Raw genomic sequence first — 15,701 nt, forward strand, 5'->3', positions numbered from 1 at the left:
TTACTTTTGGTTTTTTTCCCAGTCATCAATGACTTTTTTAAGCTCGTTTATATCTTGCTGAGAAAGCTGCTCTGATTTAGCAAAACCGCTTACAAGTGGTGCTATACGACCACTAAAAAAGCGCTCAATAAAGTTTTGGCTTTCTTTTAAGGTGTAGTCGGCACGCTCAATACACGGCATATAAATATATTGGCGACCTTCTTTTTCAAAGGACAGTGCGCCTTTTTTTACTAATCGACCTAGTAGGGTTTTAATGGTTTTTTCGTGCCATTGCTTATCGTCGCTTAAGCGCTCAATTATTTGGCTCGCGGTGGCGGGGTAGTTAATCCAAAGTGCGTCGAGCACGTCAAACTCTGCTTTTGATAACTCAATCATGCTATTGCCTACGAATGTAATCTTTAATTAAAGATTACACCTGTAATCTATTTTTGCAAGGTTATTTTTTAACTTTTTTGTGTGCTATTTAAACGAAGGTTAGATTTTTGAAATATCAGTTTTATTAATTTGTATGTAGTGGTTTTCAGGTAGGTTTAGTTTTGAAAGGGTGAGGTCACTAAATTGCACTCTAAATAAATCAATTACTTTATATCCGCAGTAATGCGCCATTTTACGTATTTGTCTGTTTAGCCCTTGTTTTAAAACAATACTAAACTGATTGCTGGCTATTTTATTTACTTCACAAGGTAGGGTTATGTGTTTATCAACGGGTACGCCTGCTGCCATTTTTTTACAAAAAGCATCGTCTAAAGGCTTATTTACGGTGACTAAATAATGTTTAGGCTGGTGGAAGTCAGGATGTATTAGTTGATTACAAAAATCCCCATCGTTGGTCAAAATAAGTAAACCACGAGAGTCTTTATCAAGGCGGCCAATAGGGTAAACACGGGTGAGTGTAGGCAAGTGGTGAATAAGGCTGGCTGGGTCATCAATATTTAATTTGCAGTCAATACCTACTGGTTTGTGGTACGCAAAATAAACTAAATCGGCAGCACCTTTAATTTCTTTTTCGTTCACTATTACGGTGTCTTGCTCGTCAACGTGATCAATATGATTCGCTGGGTGATTATTTACAGTCACAACACCTTCATCAATTAAACGCGATGCCTGTTTACGAGAACAAATACCTGCGTGGGCAATATATTTAGCGAGTCGGATTTTTGTGCTCATAACGTGTGATGCCAGCGACTAATAAAAATTTGATCGCGATTATAGCAAAGCTGCGTATCGATACTGTTAAATTTAATTAAGGCAAAAATTATGGGTATTAAATTTTCACAGTTAAAAAAGCATGAGCCGCTTCAAAAAATCATTGTTCACTCGTTAGATATGGCGCTTTATCAAGTATCAGTAATGATTAATAACGTTGAATACTATGTAACAGAAGACAGCGGTGAGTTTTTAAGAGCGCTAAGCCCACTGCATGTTCAAAAGCGTTTTGATAAAATAGCCTATGCGGGAATGGTACTGCGCCAAACAAGCGCTTACGACGAAATGTGCGGACAGCCCGAAAAAACCGGTAGTAATATGCTCGAAGTACCTTACGGTAAAAACAACCTGTATTGATAGAGCTAGTTTGCTAGTATCTGCTCCTTTAAGGGCGGCACATGTATCAATTAAAAGCAGATAATACCGACGCGTTGAACTCAGCGCTTCGCACAAAAATGGTTGAATTTAATGCCCAGCATTTTGATGCGCAAAGAGTGCCACTAGGCTATAAATTTGTTGATGAGCAAGGTGAGCTTGTTGCAGGTATTAGCGGGTGTGTATTTGGAGATTGGCTGATGATTAGTTGGCTTTGGTGTAGTGATGTAGCGCGAGGTCTAGGGCTTGCAGATAAGTTACTAACGGCACTTGAACACTCAGCTGTTGAACTAGGCGCAACAACTGCTCAGCTTGATACGCTAGATTTTCAGGCGAAGCCTTTTTACGAAAAGCGCGGTTATAGTGTTAAGTATCAACTTAATAATTATCCGCGCTCTGGTACGCGCTATTTTATGGAAAAGCCGCTTTAATTTTTGCTGACTATTTTGCTTTTAGTGGCTCGCCTTCAAAGGTAATACCTAAGAATGGCGTTGTCTCTGGCGCTAACATAAAGGTGCGAATGTTCATGTGATCATCACCTTTAGGGTTTTGCAGCACGTCTTCTCGGTAAAACTTACCAAAGCAATCTAACGTATTTTGTTTACTTAAATCGTTTAATTTAGCAAACGCAAAAATTTTACACGAACCGTTGTTCTCACTCGCAGCGCTAAGTAATCCATGGTTATTAAAAGCGCAGGCGGTAAAGGTGTAATTTGCCTCTATAACGGTAATAGTATCGGTAAATTGAACGCTTTTTGGGTTTTCTGCAAGTTGCTGTAAAAAGTCGTTTAATAACATGTTTGTCCTTTTCTAACTGAAGACTCAAAGAGGAAAATTACTAGTCGTTGCTTGTAAGCTCTGCACTTAAAAGCTTTCCGTCATAAATATAAAAATAACCATCCCAGTGTTGAGAAGTAAATCCTGCTGAGTCAAAAAACTCATCGTAATTGCCCAACTTAGCAAGGCTTGCAACAGGGTCGTTGTATTTTACGCCTGATAAGTTCCACTGTGTACTTTGGTTAATATAGCCAGCTAATGCGGCGAGCTTAATTTTAGCGGTTGAAAAGGGCTCCACAAGCTTTAATTTAGAAATGTAGCCGTTGCCTTCATATATAAACTCATAACAAGGAGTAATGATTATATTGTCATGATCTTCATTAACCATTCTAAGCGTTTTACTATTTTTATGAGTTTTTAAGTATTCATCGGCCAACATTGTGCCGTTATAGCATTGAGTGGTGCTCTCGATATGTTCAACTAGTTCACCGTGCGATATACCGACGACTCTTTGCTCTGATTTGTTAATGGATGCTTCATAAGATGCGGTTTCCACTTCATCAAAACTGTTTTTTAATTTATTGAGTGTTGGTTGGGTTAAATCAGTATTTAACGAAATAGCCTGATCTTTTCCGGTGCTTATTTGTAGTTTTTCATTTGCCAGAGAAAGCTCATTATTTATCACCATAGGTAGCAGCGTTTCATGGAACTGATAACCTATAAATACATCGTTTTTAAAGTGAAAAGCATGATTTCTTCCATATACAAGTATTGCATTATTTTTATCGCTTAGCGATAAACTGGCAAGTCCGAGAGACGCTAATACCTGCTCATAGCTATTGCCAAGTTGAAGTCCAAAAAAGTTAGTTGGGGTGATGAGGGGGTTTTTAAATTGAGTAAACTTAGGGGAACTGTTTATGTCTAAAGTGACTTCAATTGCATTTCCCTCAATGGTATTTGAGAAACCGCGCTTGTGGATTCCTGAAATAAATAGCTCGCTAGTCATAGCGATTTGCTGATTGCAGTTTCTTGAGGGGGTTAGCTTTACAAGGTAGTGTAATTTTTTTTTGGATCTGCTTATTGTAGGGGTTTCAGCAGAATGGGTGCTTTGCGTAGTAAAACGTTCCTCTACATATAATTGCTCATGCAGTTGATTGTACTGTTCGCTATACTTATTGAGAGCTTTTTGTCTAAGGTTTTGTCTTTGATGATTATCTAAATCTCTAAGTGTGGTACTTAGGTTTATTTCTATTTCGGGTGAAATAGCCTCACAGCTTTTATCTTTTACAAAGTAACTTGTTGCCTGAGCACTACATTGCCAAAAACAAAGTAGTGTAAATAGTAGAGTACGCATAAACTTCCTTTTATTATTTTTGTTTACTTAGCGCTCAACTCTAACTCATCTGTTTGCTGATTTATACTAAATTTAAATCGCGATAAAAAGTTCATTCCTAGCAAACCTTGTCCACCTGTGCTTTCAATGCTCAACACTTCAAAACCATAAATAATTTGCGAGCCCACTTTAAATGATTCAATTTGGTAACGTTGTACAGTAATTTGCCCGTTAGCAGTATTTACAGTTACATCGCCTAAATACAAAGGTTGTGGCGAAATTTGGTTAATAATATTGCTAGGTAGTGAAGTGATGCTTGCGCCTGTATCAATCATTAGTTCGGTTGACAGATTACTATTTATTTCGGTGTTTATTAAGTAGTGCGCGCCGCGAGGCGTTAAGGAAACAAAGTCGTCTTGCGATTGCGCTTTATTGATCATAGTTTGCAGCGTTTGCACTTGGCTTTTTAGGCCGTGTTGGCTTGGCATTCGATCAAGCGTTGCTTGTGCGCTAATTAAATCGTCTTGCTGATAGTAGGCATATGCAAGCGAATATAAAAACTGTGCGTTATCGCTTTTATAATCAAGCCAAATCTGTGTTTGCTCAATAATAGCTTGCCAATTTTGTTGCTCAGTTAATATGTGTATTTCGTTTTGAATGAGCGTATTTAAGTGTGTATTTGTATTGTTTTGCTGATGGGCAGGTAGTAATGAATTCAGCTCAAATAAAGCAATAATGGCGTTTTGTGTTTGTTCGCTATTAACTAAATATTCAACCTGTAAATTAAGTAATTCTACGTTATAAGGGCTGTAATTTAATAGCGCATTGAGAAGCGATTCGCTGAGTAATAAATCGCTATTTAGCCATGTTTTAAGCTGAACTAGCCACGATGAATAAAGGTTTTTTGCACTTTCTGGATTGCTGTTTTTTAACTGTTGATAGCTACTAAGTGCTGCTTCAAATTGGTGTTGTTCAAATTGCAGCTTTGCCGTATTTAGTAACGTATTTTGTTGTTTAGGCGATATGCTTTGTTGGGCACTTTGCGTTTTTTGTGGTGCAGTTAACGCAGGCTGCGGCCATAATAAATAAGCGTTTAGGCTAAGTGAGCCAATTAATAGCAAGGTGATTAGCTTGGCATAGTGGCTCATAGTGACCTCTTACTTTTAAACGAGTTTATACCAATTTTATTAAAACATGATCATTTTATCGCATTAAATAACTCACTAACTGCGTTAAAAATTATTTATATAGAACAACTATATGTCACAATTTTCGCCTTGTTATTGTGCTATTTTCTTAGCGCTATAATAGAACACTTATTTAATGCAATTGGTATTATTTAATAAAGTGCGTTAAAGCATGGATGTTGGCTATTTCAATATCAGCCAGCCCTTTATAGGCATAATTAGCGCCTTGATCGTTTAACCATACCGATTGGCAGCCGGCATTATTTGCGCCTTGTACGTCGGTATCTAGGCTATCGCCAATATGTAAAATATCGCTTTTAGCAACGTTTAAATGTGTGGCTGCTTTATCAAATAAAGTAGTGTGGGGTTTTGCTTTACCGTGCATACCCGCTTGTAATACTAGCTCAAATTTGTTGTGTAAATTAAAGCGTTCAATTTCAACGTTACCGTTAGTAATTGCAACAAGCGTAAAATGTTTGGCTAGGTTATCTAGTAAGTTAAGTACGTCATCGCTTACCACTATGTTGCTGCGCGCATCGGCAAAGGCGTTATAGGCAGCATTTGCATGGTGTTCTACTTCATCTGCAGTAAAGCCTAGTTTAGAAAGCGCTAAACGTAGGGTGTGTTTGCGCCACTTAGTTACGTCATCTGCAAGATCTGGGTTTTGTATTACGGCCAGTTCGCGGCATAGTTGCCAGTATTGTGGACCTTGCTCTTGATAGCCTGGTAGCGCGTTTAAATAATTTTGTTGGGCTTTAACGGCTGCTTTTATAATCGGGTGATTGCTGTATAGCGTGTCGTCTAAATCAAAGCTCATGACAGAAAATGGCTTAATAGCACGATTAAATCGAATCATATTTTTTCCTAATCAGTTCGTTTTTTTGCTCGAGGGTGTGTGTTGTCGTACACCTTAGCTAAATGTTGAAAATCTAAATGCGTATACACTTGTGTAGCCGACAAACTGCTGTGCCCTAGTAATTCTTGCACGGCGCGTAAATCACCAGATGATTCTAAAATATGTGACGCAAACGAGTGGCGCAACTTATGCGGGTGAACCTGCGAGCTAATGCCTTGCTTTATTCCCCACTCTTGCATACGCAGGCGCACTTGGCGAATCGAAATACGATTTTTTTGGCTACTTAAAAATACAGCTATTTCATCGGGCTTTGCAAAATGAGGGCGTATTGTGAGCCATTTTTTTAATGCGTCTAACGCTTTTTTACCCACCGGAATTAACCGCTCTTTGTTGCCTTTACCACGCACTAAAATTTCGCCATTAGCGGCACTAATATCTTGCATGTTAGCGCCAACTAACTCACTAATACGCAGCCCTGATGAATACATCAACTCCATCATTGCTTTATCTCTAATTGCGAGAGGCTCGTCGTCGGGTATTTCGAGCAAGCGGGCCATTTGATCTACATCGAGATTTTTAGGTAACGGTTTTGCAAATTTAGGGCCTTTTATACCCACAGCAGGGTTATGATAATGCGATTGCTCGGCAATGTTTTTTGCTTTTAAAAACTTATATAAGCTGCGAATGCAGCTGAGCTTTAAGCTAATAGTACGCCCACTTAATTGTTTTGAGCGCAGTGCCATGCTGTAACGGCGAATATGCTCGCCTTGCACGCCAAACCAGTCGTCACATAATTTACTAAAATAGAGGGCTGCAAAACCAAGTTGGCTTACGTATTGGTTTACGGTGTGTGCTGAATATTGTTTTTCAAACTTTAAATAATCGCTAAATAGCGTTATGGGTGTGCGCCAGTTATCGCTTAATTGAGTAATATTAGGTGCGCTGTCACTCATGCAAGTTTTTGTAACCGCAGGTGTAATGCGTTTATAAAGTCGAGTACAAAAAGGTTATCTTGCGCGGGCTCAAAGTGGTTTACGTTATTACTACCAAAGGCCAAAATAGCGATAGGATGTGTAGTGTCGCCAATTAAATAAATGGCGACAGATTGTGTATCTTCACTAAATAATTGTTCGCGTTCTTGCTGATTAATACGCCCTAAATAATGCCCAGAATGGGTAAGGCGATGTGCAATAAGTTCGTCATATTCGGGATTATATTTTACTAATTTGCAGTCGTTAACATCTTCACTTGAGCAAATTATATTGCGCAGGTTATTTGCTAGCGTATCAAAGTCGTCATGATTCCAAAGCTGGCGATGGCACTGGCTAAACAAACGATATACAAGCTCGTTTTGCGTTGCATGCTTGCTCATCGCGTCTATTTGGCTTTTTAAAAGCGTGTTATGCTCGCGTAATTGGCGTTGCTGAATATGTACCAGCGACGTTGCACCTTGAGCTTGCTGTTGCAGCTCAAGTTGTGCGAGTAGCTCAGAGTGCTGAACTAAAAAATCAGGATGTTGCTGCAAGTAATCAATAACCTGTTCTTTACTTAGCTCGCTCATAGCGCTACTTGTCCGTCGAATACGTGCTCTGCGGGGCCTGTCATGCGTACCGGATGACCTTCGCCACTCCAACGTACTTGCAAGCTACCGCCTGGTAAATCTACTTGAACGGTTGTTGATAACTTATTTTGCATATGACCAATAACCATTGCTGCACACGCACCTGTGCCACAGGCTAGGGTTTCGTTAACGCCGCGCTCCCACACTCTTAATTTAATGTGTTCTTGTGATACAACTTGCATAAAGCCAATGTTCGCTTTTTGCGGAAAACGTTCGTGGTTTTCAAGTAATGGACCCAATATATCAACTTGCGCGGTGGTTACGTCGTCAACTTCTAGTACGCAATGCGGGTTACCCATAGATACCGCGCCACTAAATACAGTGTGTTCTTCGGTTCTAATAATATAGGTAAGCTCGCGCTTGCTAGCTTTTAAAGGGATTTTACTGGGTTCAAAGTTAGGATGACCCATGTTAACCGTCACTTGACCGTCTTTTTCTATGTAGAGCGTTAAGTTGCCCGACTTGGTCGACACAGTAATTTTGTGCTTGTTAGTAAGGCCTTTCATGCGTACAAAGCGGGCAAAACAGCGTGCGCCGTTACCGCATTGTTCTACTTCGGTACCATCGGCATTAAATATTCGATAATGAAAGTCGAGATCAGGAGAGTACGGCGCTTCAACCATCAGCAATTGGTCAAAGCCAATGCCAAAATGGCGATCTGCCAGTTTTTTTATTTGATCTCGCGACAAAAAAACATTTTGTGTAATGTTATCAATCACAACAAAGTCGTTGCCTAAGCCGTGCATTTTGGAAAAATTAACTAACATAGCGCTCTAATTCGGTTTTGCTCTGTGCTAATCATGCCACAGAGCAGCTAGTAGACAAAAACGTTTATGGTAAAACTTTCTCACCTTGATAAAGGCTTTCAATAGTTTCGCGTTCGCGAATAAGGTGATGATGCTCACCATCTACCATTATTTCTGCAACACGCGGGCGCGAGTTGTAGTTTGAACTCATGGTAAAGCCATATGCACCCGCACTTCGCTGTGCGAGTAAGTCGCCTTGTTTAAGCGCTAGTTCGCGGTCTTTTCCTAAAAAGTCGCCGGTTTCGCACACCGGACCCACAATATCAAAGTTGTGAGTAGGTGTTTCGTCGTCGCGAACGGATACCGGAATAATTTTTTGCCACGCTTGATAAAGCGCAGGGCGAAGCATGTCGTTCATGCCCGCATCAACAATGGCAAAAAATTTGTCTTGGTTTTGTTTAATAAATTCAACTTGAGTAACCAAAATACCAGCATTAGCTGCAATAGCGCGCCCTGGTTCAAAAATTAGTTCAAGGTGTTTATAGTTAGCTAAGCGCTCGGTAACTTGCGCTGCATATTCACTTGGGTGCGGTGGTTGCTCGTTGTTATATGGCACGCCTAAACCGCCACCAATATCTAAGTGAGTTAGCTCAATACCATTAGTTTTTAGCTCATCAATAAGCGCCATGAGTTTATCAAGGGCTTCTAAAAATGGTCTAACTTGCGTTAATTGAGAGCCAATATGGCAATCAACACCAATTATTTTTAAACCAGGTAAAGCAGCCGCTTGTTGATAAACACTTACAGCCGTTTGAATATCAATACCAAATTTATTCTCTTTTAAGCCGGTAGAAATATACGGGTGTGTTTTTGCATCTATGTCGGGGTTTACGCGAATAGAAATAGGCGCTTCTAGATTTAGCTCACAAGCAACTTCAGAAATACGCTCAAGCTCAGAGGTAGATTCAACGTTAAAGCATTTAATACCAAGCTTTAATGCGTATGCTATTTCGTCTGCTGTTTTAGCCACGCCCGAAAAAACCACTTTAGAGGCGTCGCCTCCCGCTTTAATTACACGTGCAAGTTCACCCTTCGATACAATATCGAAACCCGATCCTAGGCGCGCTAATATATTAAGTACGGCTATATTTGAGTTTGCTTTAACGGCGTAACACACCAAGCTTTTATGATTTTTAGTGGCGTTAGCAAACGCTAGGTAATGGCGCTCAAACGTAGCACGCGAGTATACATAACAAGGTGTGCCGTATTGCTGCGCTATGCTTGCCACACTTACGTCTTCGGCAAATAATTGGTTGTTTTTGTAGTTAAAATAATCCATTTATTGCTCCTGACTTTGCAATGTTTTGGCTTGCTCAGCGGTAGTAGCCGGTTTAGCTGTATTTTGAGGTTGGTTTTGCTCTGTTTGTTGTTCTGGTAAATATAGCGGACCGCTTTGTCCGCAGCCAGCTAAGGCGCTTAACAGTACAGTGCTTATTAATAGTTTTTTTAATTGTAAGGTATGCGTCGCTTTCATTAGATTAATATGGTTGCTGGCTTTATAATCGCAGAGTAACAGAATATCTAAAAAATGCAGCTATTCGCGGATGATTTTATTCCTGTTACACTAACAGCACACTTTTAAAGCTAAAACGTACCCAATATTAGGCGGCTCGCCTGCAAAGGAAATAACAATGACTGAACACGAATATCACCAATTAGCCGAAGCTCTTATGTTCACTATTGAAGAGCAAGTTGATGATTGCGAAGCTGATTTAGATTACGAATCGGCACAAGGTATTTTAGAAATTATTTTTCCTGATAAAAGTAAAATAGTAATCAATAAACAAGCGCCTCTTCATCAAGTATGGGTTGCGACTAAGTTTAACGGTCATCATTTTGAAATGCGTGATGGGTTATGGATTGATAACCGTTCGGGTGCAGAATTTTGGGCGTTTATAAATGAAGCATCAACTCGCCAAGCAGGCCAAGAAGTTAAGTGGCAATCAACACTATGAGTTTAGAGTTTGTAGAATACCCAGCTCAAAGCGAGCATAAAGCAACGGTTATTTGGTTACATGGCTTAGGTGACTCTGGGGATGGTTTTGCACCCGTAGCACCGCAGCTTAATTTACCAAGTGAACTGGGTATACGGTTTGTTTTTCCGCATGCACCAGTGCAACCGGTCACCATAAATGGTGGTATGGAAATGCGCTCTTGGTACGATATTAAATCTATAGAATTAGATAAGCGTGCCGATGAACAAGGCGTAAGAGATTCGGCTGCTAAAGTAGAAGAGCTAATCAACAAAGAAATTGCTAATGGCATACCCGCTAATAAAATTATCTTAGCTGGTTTTTCTCAAGGTGGTGTGGTGTCGCTACATTTAGCGCCGCGCTTTGAGCAAAAACTTGGGGGTGTTATGGCGCTTTCTACTTATATGTGTGTGCCGCAAAAATTTGCTGATGAAGCAAAACATACCGATTTAAATGTATTTATGGCGCATGGTAGTCAAGACAACGTAGTACCGCATAGTGCGGGAAGAAGTGCGTTTGAAGTATTAACAGCACATAACATGGATGTAAGCTGGCAAGAATACCCAATGGCTCATCAAGTTTGCGCAGAAGAATTGCAAGCTATTCGCCAATGGTTAATTGCTCGTTTAAGCTAATTTTGGAACCGCTGAGGTCAATATGAGTCAAAAAATAGTTATTAAAGCAAATGTTAAACGCGAACTACAAGAGAGTGTACCAACGGTAAGCTACGAGTGGAATTGGCGTCGTATTGTGAGTATTGCTATGTTGGCATTAATGACCTCTGCAGCAGTTGTATATGGCTTAACAACCTCAGCCAGTGCAGAGCAAGGTGAGCATCCAAATGAGCAGGAACAATTTTTAAGCTTTGGCGATAATACTCAAAACCAGACAAGCGTTGAGATAACAAGTGCCGAACCTGAACCACCAACAAACAACATTCCTAATAAGTCCGCAGAGATAACGCAAACGAGCATTGAACCGTTATTAGCTACGCAGAATGAAGTTGAGCAAAGCATATCAAGTAATGCACCTGATAAAGCGAATCTTGTAAATACTGATGCAGTTTTATTAGCTAACAACGATATTGTGATTGATCAAAGTGAGAGTGTTAATACAGAGTTAAACTCAAACCTTGATAATGATGTGCAGGAAAAAACCGAAGAAGTCCAAAACGTAACTGAGCCTGCTGATCAGAGTGACTTACTTTTAGATCAAAAAAGCGATGATGGTGCATTGAGTGGTACTGAAGGTTTTTCGCCTACAGCACAAGTGGCAAGTGTGGCATTAGGCGCGCAAATAGACACAGATAAAATTAGCCGTGCGGTACTTACTCGTACAGTAAGTAAGCGTGAGCCTACTAATGTGTTTGCGGCAGATATTAGGTTAAGTCAGTTTGATGAAGGGTTATCGTTTTTTAGCGAGATTAAAAACCTTCAAGGGCAGCAAGTTAAACATGTTTGGACGTTTGAAGATGAAACTATGGCTGAAATTACACTCAATGTTACTTCGCCTCGCTACAGAACCTACTCAACAAAAAATATTATGGACACACAAACAGGCCATTGGCGTGTTGATGTTGTAGATGAGCAAGGTAATTTAATTGCCCAAAAAGAATTTAGAATTTTAGCTGACTAAATATAGTTAAACGCAGTAATTAATTGGATACCCTTATGACAGAAAAAACAAAATTAGTACGCATCGCAACTCGTAAAAGCGCTTTAGCCCTATGGCAGGCAGAGTTTGTAAAAGCTGAACTTGAGCGTTTTCATGCAGATGTTCGCGTAGAATTAGTCCCAATGTCGACGCAAGGGGATATAATTTTAGATACGCCTTTGGCCAAAATTGGCGGTAAGGGTTTATTTGTTAAAGAGCTCGAGCAAGCCATGTTAGATGGCCGAGCTGATATTGCCGTGCATTCTATGAAAGACGTACCAGTAGAGTTCCCAGAAGGATTAGAACTGCATACTATTTGTGAGCGTGAAGATCCGCGTGATGCGTTTGTATCAAACAATTTTGCTAATTTAAACGCTCTACCACAGGGCGCTATTGTGGGCACTTCGAGTTTACGCCGTCAGTGCCAAATTAAAGCACTTCGTCCTGATTTAGATATTCGTGATTTACGCGGTAATGTAAATACACGTTTAGGTAAGTTAGATGATGGCCAATACGATGCTATTATTTTAGCTGCAGCAGGACTTATTCGTTTAGAAATGGAGTCGCGTATCGCCGACTACATTGAGCCAGAAGTATCATTACCAGCAAATGGTCAAGGCGCTGTAGGTATTGAGTGTCGTATTGATGATGAAGTAACAAAAGCATTACTTGCACCACTTGAGCATACTCAAACACGTATTCGTGTAAATGCAGAGCGTGCGATGAATCGCCATTTAGAAGGTGGTTGCCAAGTGCCTATTGGTGCTTATGCATTAGTTGATGGTGAGCAGGTACATTTGCGTGGTTTAGTGGGTGCTGTTGATGGCAGCGAAATTTTACGCGACGAAGTAACTGGTCATATAAATGATGCAGAAAAACTAGGCATTGAGCTTGCTAAAAAATTACTAGCTCAAGGAGCAGACAAAATATTAGCTGAAGTTTATAGAGACGCATAAATGACACATATTCTGATAACTCGGCCCGAAGGAAAAGGCGCAGCCCTTGCACAGCAATTAGAGCAAGCGGGTTATCAGGCGTCTTTGTTTCCGGTATTAAAAATAACGCATTTAACACCTTCAAGCACCGAGCTGAGTCCGCTGTTAAATGCGGACAAAATAATATTTATATCGCAAGATGCAGTCAGTGCGCTTGCGCAACTAAAACCAGATATAAATACAAAAGCGCAGTTTTATGCGGTAGGCCAACAAACAGCCGACACAATATATGAACTATTTGGTGTGCGTGCTGCATTGCCTAAATCTAAGCAATATGATTCAGAGGGGTTACTGGCTCTAAAGTCACTTGCTCAGGTTGATGGTAGTAATATAGTTTTGGTTAAAGGACAAGGCGGTCGCCCAGATATAGCAAAAGTGCTTAAAGAGCGCGGTGCTTTTTTAAATAATTGCATAGTGTACAAACGTGAACCGATAAGTGAATTAAGTGGTAACTGGACTGACCACTGGAAAAGCAATAATGTACACGGTATAGTCATAACAAGTAACGCAGCAGTCGATGCCATTTTTACTCCCCTTGCTGCACCACAACTACAATGGTTACAACAGTGCCAATTTTATGTTGCCAGCGAGCGCATTGCCGCATATTTACAGCAACAACAAGTAAGTTTGGCTAATATACATATTGCAGCAGGAGCTAGCGATGACGCTATGTTTACCTGTATTAATCAGCAAGGTAGCAACATGAGCGAACAGTCAAAGTCAGTTACGGCAGAAAAAGCCACTCCAACAACAGCTAATACGGCCTCGGTTAAATCAGCTAAACAAGAGCCTGTAGCCGCTAAAAACACCGCAAATAAAAATAAACAAAAGGTTAGCAAAGTCGCAGTGCTTGCACTTCTTATTTCGCTAATTGTGGCCTCAGGTGTTGGTTACGAGTTTTATCAAAAATTAAATGCGGGTAAGGCGCAAAACCTGGCCGCGAATGAGTTGAGTGAACAAAATAAGTTACTCGCTCAAGAGCTGCAAGCACTTAAGTCCGCACAATCTAATTTGCAGCAAGCGCTATTTAATAGTGAGAAAAAAGTGGCCGCAGCACTCAGTGAAAGTGCAACTCAAAATCAGCAAGAGCTAAAAGCAGCTTTGCAAAAAGCGCAGCAACAAGGCTCGTCTTTAAACCCACAAGAAGTAACCAGCTTACAGCGTATGGCTGAGTTTAAGTTATGGGCTGAAAAAGATTACCAAGGCACTAGTGCTGTTTTAAAGCGCTTAGATGCATTACTTAGCGAACACCCTGGAACAGTTGAAGTTCGCCAAGCTATTATGCAAGATATACAAACGCTTGATAGCCTTAAACCTATAGCAACAGAGGCTATTTATTTACAGTTAAACAGTGTGTTAAGCAGTATTGATGACTTAGTTTTTAACGCAGTAAATATTCCTGAAGAAGCGTCACAGGTTGACGAAAATGCGTTGAGTGAAGATGTAAGTGATTGGCAGCAAAATTTAAGCAATAGTTGGAATCAGATAGTCGATAGCTTTATTACCATTCGCCAGCATGAAGGTGTTGCTATTGAGCCGCTGTTAACCGATCAAGAGCGCCACTTAATTAACCAGCGCATTAAACTTAACTTAACTCAAGCGCAAGACGCGTTAATGAGTAAGCAAGCCAGTATTTATTTTAATGCCTTAGGTGAAGCTAAACGTTTAGTTACTGAATATTTTAAACAAGATGATGATGCAACTAAGTCAGTAGTTAACGCGTTAGTAAAACTTGAAAAAGAGCAGCTTAACTTTAATCCAAAAGTAACCTTAAATAGCACACAAAAGGTTAAGGAGTGGGCGCAATGATAGGGCTAATTATTTTAATTGTAGCTATTGTTGTTGTACTGGCGGTTACTCCATTTGTACTAGATGAAAAAGGCTACGTGCTTATTTCATTTAACAATACAACGATAGAAGGCACGATAGTCTCGTTTTGTATAATGGCGGCCATTACCGCTATTGTTTTATATTTAACATATAAATTAATCCGCTACTTATTATCGATTTATCATAATACTAAACATGGCTTTTTTGCACGTAGCCAAGAGCGTAAACAAGCAGCGATTGAACAGGCATTGTGGAGTGCTATTAACGATGATTACGAGCACGTAGAAAAGGCTTTATCGGGTAATAGCGTACCAGATAAGTTTGAAGATATTCGCTTAGCATTACTTGCAAAAGCAGCGCTTGCTAATAATCAAGCAGATAAAGCACTTGAGCGTTTATTTGAAATAAGCCCTGAGCATCAATTAAAAGTAGCAAAGCTATGGTTGGCAAGTGGCGACAGTAGCGCGATTGAATCACAAATGCGTATTAGCGCAGAAGCTAAAAAAGCCACCAATCTTGAGTTGAAACTTTATGCAGAAGTATTGGTACAGCAACAACACTTTAGTGCGCTGGAAGACTTTTTGCCGCGTTTATTACGCAAAAAAGTACTTACAGATGCACAGTGGACGCAGTTATTTAGTGCCTACTTTAACGCGTTAGATGCTGATCAACTGAGTGAAAAATATAAACAGCTACCTAAAAAGCTGCAAGCTCATGCACACACTGCCTATTTAATGCAAATGGCGCAAGCAGGTCAACTGGCTGTTATTGAGGGTGACCTAATTAAAATGGTTAAACACAATGAGCAGCATGCGCAACTGGCTAATATATTAAGTAAAGCGACGTCTGCTGATGCAGCTAAACTGCAAGTAAGCATTCAAGATCGTCTTAAAAAGGATGATTCAAATAACTCATTATTACTTGCATTGGCTTGCCTGGCTAACGCGCAAGGCGATTATGACTTAGCAGCTAGAATTTTTGATAAAGCACTGAATATGGAAAATAAAAAACAGTTTTCTGAACAAGCTGTTTTGAGTTATAAAAATAGTGCACAGGCAGAAAAGGCACTCGTTTTATATCAATAAATGA

General features: G+C 40.0%; 19 protein-coding genes. 8 read left to right on the forward strand and 11 right to left on the reverse strand.

Translation table 11 applies throughout. The features are described from left to right. Both PX700_RS13080 and PX700_RS13085 read right to left on the reverse strand, forming a co-directional pair. Positions 1-375 (reverse strand): BlaI/MecI/CopY family transcriptional regulator, encoded by a 375-nt coding sequence (locus PX700_RS13080; protein ID WP_479520926.1) that lies wholly within the window; start codon positions 373-375, stop codon positions 1-3. Positions 376-474: 99 nt separating this feature from the next. Next, the gene (locus tag PX700_RS13085; RefSeq protein ID WP_479520927.1) at positions 475-1,167 is read right to left on the reverse strand and encodes a pseudouridine synthase; all 693 of its coding nucleotides are present in this window, start codon (positions 1,165-1,167) and stop codon (positions 475-477) included. 90 nt (positions 1,168-1,257) lie between these two features. Here PX700_RS13085 and PX700_RS13090 point away from each other — a divergent pair, with 90 nt between their 5' ends. Both PX700_RS13090 and PX700_RS13095 read left to right on the forward strand, forming a co-directional pair. Further along, on the forward strand, positions 1,258-1,563 hold the full coding sequence (locus PX700_RS13090; protein ID WP_479520928.1) for a DUF6482 family protein: 306 nt from the start codon (positions 1,258-1,260) through the stop codon (positions 1,561-1,563). 41 nt (positions 1,564-1,604) lie between these two features. Continuing rightward, positions 1,605-2,012 carry a GNAT family N-acetyltransferase gene (locus PX700_RS13095; protein WP_479520929.1) on the forward strand — a complete coding sequence of 136 codons (408 nt, stop codon included), beginning with the start codon at positions 1,605-1,607 and terminating at the stop codon, positions 2,010-2,012. A 10-nt stretch (positions 2,013-2,022) separates the two neighbouring features. On the opposite strand, the gene PX700_RS13100 is transcribed toward PX700_RS13095, so the two are convergent. From PX700_RS13100 to lptM, 9 genes are all read right to left on the reverse strand, one after another. Further along, complete coding sequence (locus tag PX700_RS13100) at positions 2,023-2,379, reverse strand: HopJ type III effector protein (protein ID WP_479520930.1); 357 nt, start codon at positions 2,377-2,379, stop codon at positions 2,023-2,025. 40 nt (positions 2,380-2,419) lie between these two features. Next, entirely contained in the window at positions 2,420-3,712 is a 1,293-nt protein-coding gene (locus tag PX700_RS13105; protein ID WP_479520931.1) for a hypothetical protein, read from the reverse strand. A 23-nt stretch (positions 3,713-3,735) separates the two neighbouring features. Continuing rightward, positions 3,736-4,839: a retroviral-like aspartic protease family protein gene (locus PX700_RS13110; protein ID WP_479520932.1), complete on the reverse strand. Its 1,104-nt coding sequence runs from the start codon at positions 4,837-4,839 to the stop codon at positions 3,736-3,738. Between the two features lie 187 nt (positions 4,840-5,026). Continuing rightward, positions 5,027-5,734 carry an HAD-IA family hydrolase gene (locus PX700_RS13115; RefSeq protein ID WP_479520933.1) on the reverse strand — a complete coding sequence of 236 codons (708 nt, stop codon included), beginning with the start codon at positions 5,732-5,734 and terminating at the stop codon, positions 5,027-5,029. 8 nt (positions 5,735-5,742) lie between these two features. After that, positions 5,743-6,687 (reverse strand): tyrosine recombinase XerC, encoded by a 945-nt coding sequence (locus PX700_RS13120; protein ID WP_479520934.1) that lies wholly within the window; start codon positions 6,685-6,687, stop codon positions 5,743-5,745. Further along, complete coding sequence (locus PX700_RS13125; RefSeq protein WP_479520935.1) at positions 6,684-7,295, reverse strand: DUF484 family protein; 612 nt, start codon at positions 7,293-7,295, stop codon at positions 6,684-6,686. The genes PX700_RS13120 and PX700_RS13125 overlap by 4 nt, the downstream gene beginning before the upstream one ends. Beyond that, positions 7,292-8,122, reverse strand: a complete 831-nt coding sequence (dapF, locus tag PX700_RS13130) for a diaminopimelate epimerase (protein WP_024589649.1) — start codon at positions 8,120-8,122, stop codon at positions 7,292-7,294. Before dapF ends, PX700_RS13125 begins: the two co-directional genes overlap by 4 nt. A gap of 64 nt (positions 8,123-8,186) precedes the next feature. Further along, entirely contained in the window at positions 8,187-9,440 is a 1,254-nt protein-coding gene (gene lysA / locus PX700_RS13135; RefSeq protein WP_479520936.1) for a diaminopimelate decarboxylase, read from the reverse strand. Next, complete coding sequence (lptM, locus tag PX700_RS13140; protein WP_479520937.1) at positions 9,441-9,635, reverse strand: LPS translocon maturation chaperone LptM; 195 nt, start codon at positions 9,633-9,635, stop codon at positions 9,441-9,443. A gap of 157 nt (positions 9,636-9,792) precedes the next feature. Between lptM and cyaY the strand changes: the two genes are divergently transcribed. The 6 genes from cyaY to PX700_RS13170 are packed head-to-tail and all read left to right on the forward strand — an operon-like array spanning position 9,793 to position 15,697. Then, the gene (gene cyaY / locus PX700_RS13145) at positions 9,793-10,116 is read left to right on the forward strand and encodes an iron donor protein CyaY (RefSeq protein WP_007377335.1); all 324 of its coding nucleotides are present in this window, start codon (positions 9,793-9,795) and stop codon (positions 10,114-10,116) included. Further along, positions 10,113-10,769 (forward strand): alpha/beta hydrolase, encoded by a 657-nt coding sequence (locus PX700_RS13150; RefSeq protein WP_197181159.1) that lies wholly within the window; start codon positions 10,113-10,115, stop codon positions 10,767-10,769. Before cyaY ends, PX700_RS13150 begins: the two co-directional genes overlap by 4 nt. 22 nt (positions 10,770-10,791) lie before the next feature. Beyond that, entirely contained in the window at positions 10,792-11,769 is a 978-nt protein-coding gene (locus PX700_RS13155; RefSeq protein WP_479520938.1) for a DUF2914 domain-containing protein, read from the forward strand. Positions 11,770-11,804: 35 nt separating this feature from the next. Next, entirely contained in the window at positions 11,805-12,743 is a 939-nt protein-coding gene (gene hemC, locus PX700_RS13160) for a hydroxymethylbilane synthase (protein ID WP_479520939.1), read from the forward strand. Beyond that, positions 12,744-14,591 carry a uroporphyrinogen-III C-methyltransferase gene (locus tag PX700_RS13165; protein ID WP_479520940.1) on the forward strand — a complete coding sequence of 616 codons (1,848 nt, stop codon included), beginning with the start codon at positions 12,744-12,746 and terminating at the stop codon, positions 14,589-14,591. Further along, positions 14,588-15,697 carry a heme biosynthesis HemY N-terminal domain-containing protein gene (locus tag PX700_RS13170; RefSeq protein ID WP_479520941.1) on the forward strand — a complete coding sequence of 370 codons (1,110 nt, stop codon included), beginning with the start codon at positions 14,588-14,590 and terminating at the stop codon, positions 15,695-15,697. Before PX700_RS13165 ends, PX700_RS13170 begins: the two co-directional genes overlap by 4 nt. Positions 15,698-15,701: the final 4 nt, after the last annotated feature.

The organism is Pseudoalteromonas sp. TP27 (assembly GCF_056470645.1).